Below are 1,947 nucleotides of genomic sequence, written 5' to 3' on the forward strand. Positions count from 1 at the left end.
AGCCACGCACTTTGCGCATTGCTTCTGGAGAAAGGCCTGAAATTTTTTCACCATCAAGGAACACATCACCGCTGGCAATACGACCAGGAGGGCTCAACAATCGCATGCACCGCGATTACCTACGGTTGACTTGCCGCACCCGACTCACCGACGACGCCAACAATTTCGCCTCGTTCAATATTAAACGACAACGATTTCACCGCCGCATGAACACCATGCCGCGACGGATACTCGATACGAAGATTTTTCACTTCTAATAGTGACATTTCAGACCTCTACTGCCTTGTCTGTGGTGCTGAATAATCAAACACGATCATCATTCAACAAACCAATGAATCCCTTCTGATTGCAGAATATTACTCTAAAATCAGGTCGAACACAATTTGGCAAAAACACACAAAAAGCAACAATTAAAGTTTAACGGCCAGCAATCGGTTAATTTCAAGGCAAAATATCGAATAAATATTCGTTAATAGATATTTAACAAAAATCAGAACAACATTTTTGTGTGCCAGTTGGCATTTTTGCTAGAAAGTGTCGCCAAAAAAGGCCAATTATTCCTCACAATCTTCCGTGAGATTTTCTATGTGAATATTAACAAATACAAACAACACTTTATTACCATTATAAAACCAGTTAATACGCTTAGTGTGTAACTAATCATTAAGCATAAAATGCTAAATATGGAATTCTAGACATTGGATATCCGCTGTGTTTTTCCTCCACAGCACCAGGAACTCACTGGTGTTTGAAAATCAGAGTGTTAAATGCCAAGAAACTAAAAATATAGACAGAAAAAAACACACGTTATGAGAAAGAGGAGATTTCCTCTCAGATTGAGAGTTCATCAGCAACTCCGCTTAGAAAGCCTTAAAAGTCTCTCATCAGAGACAAAAGCCAGCGCATCGGCATACTCAGTAAGGCTCGTGGGTTGAGGCAAGAAAATGAGAACCGTAGAGAGAAGGTAGAGAGAAGGTAGAGAGAAGGTAGAGAGAAGGTAGAGAGAAGGTAGAGAGAAAGTAGAGAGAAAGTAGAGAGAAGAAGATCGCACAGACGTTTTAGTCCAGGATGCCAAAACAACGAAAGCCTGCAACAAAAAGCAGGCTTTCTACAGTGGGCGGTGAAGAGGAATTCAACACGGCTGGGATTCCAGCTCCCGCCCCAGATCCCAAACAAATATCACCAGATACGAAAAAGGCTCTACATTGCTGTAGAGCCTTTTTCTCAATGTGGTCGGTGAAGAGGGATTCGAACCCCCGACCCTCTGGTCCCAAACCAGATGCGCTACCAAGCTGCGCTATTCACCGAAATTTTATTCTTTAAAGAAAGAATGGGGTGGCTAACGGGATTCGAACCCGCGACAACCGGAATCACAATCCGGGACTCTACCAACTGAGCTATAGCCACCATCAGATTGTCATGTTTACCGCTTATTTAAGCCATAAACCTGAGCCTCGCCTTAAGCAAAACCCAAATAATAGTGGTCGGTGAAGAGGGATTCGAACCCCCGACCCTCTGGTCCCAAACCAGATGCGCTACCAAGCTGCGCTATTCACCGACAAATGTTTCATTCTTAGAAAAGAATGKGGTGGCTAACGGGATTCGAACCCGCGACAACCGGAATCACAATCCGGGACTCTACCAACTGAGCTATAGCCACCATTGTTTTTCACCGATATATCCTCCAGGCATCCAAATGGCGCGCCCGAAAGGATTCGACCTTCGACCTTGGCTCCGGAGGCCAACGCTCTATCAGCTCGAGCTACGGGCGCATGCCCTATCGGCGGAGTGGAATAATACGTAGTTCACACTATGGCGTCTATGTGTTTTTTTTAGTTTTTTTCCGTTTGGTCTCTTTTCGTCAGTTATCTGGCTACAAATGTAAATAACAGATGTGATTCAGCCCCTGTAGCTGATAACTTGTTGTTTATTGCAACAAGTTAACGG

5 tRNA genes and 1 pseudogene are annotated in these 1,947 nt (G+C 44.0%); all 6 read right to left on the reverse strand.

Features of this window, described 5'->3' with window-relative positions:
• A pseudogene (locus tag CIK04_RS29060) lies at positions 1–266 on the reverse strand (ATP-binding cassette domain-containing protein); the annotation flags it as partial.
• Between the two features lie 964 nt (positions 267–1,230).
• Positions 1,231–1,307, reverse strand: a tRNA-Pro gene (locus tag CIK04_RS29065).
• Between the two features lie 24 nt (positions 1,308–1,331).
• Positions 1,332–1,407: transfer RNA gene (locus CIK04_RS29070), tRNA-His, on the reverse strand.
• A gap of 74 nt (positions 1,408–1,481) precedes the next feature.
• Positions 1,482–1,558, reverse strand: a tRNA-Pro gene (locus CIK04_RS29075).
• A 29-nt stretch (positions 1,559–1,587) separates the two neighbouring features.
• Positions 1,588–1,660: transfer RNA gene (locus tag CIK04_RS29080), tRNA-His, on the reverse strand.
• Between the two features lie 37 nt (positions 1,661–1,697).
• Positions 1,698–1,772, reverse strand: a tRNA-Arg gene (locus tag CIK04_RS29085).
• Positions 1,773–1,947: the final 175 nt, after the last annotated feature.

The sequence above is a fragment of the Vibrio sp. 03_296 genome, assembly GCF_002265885.1.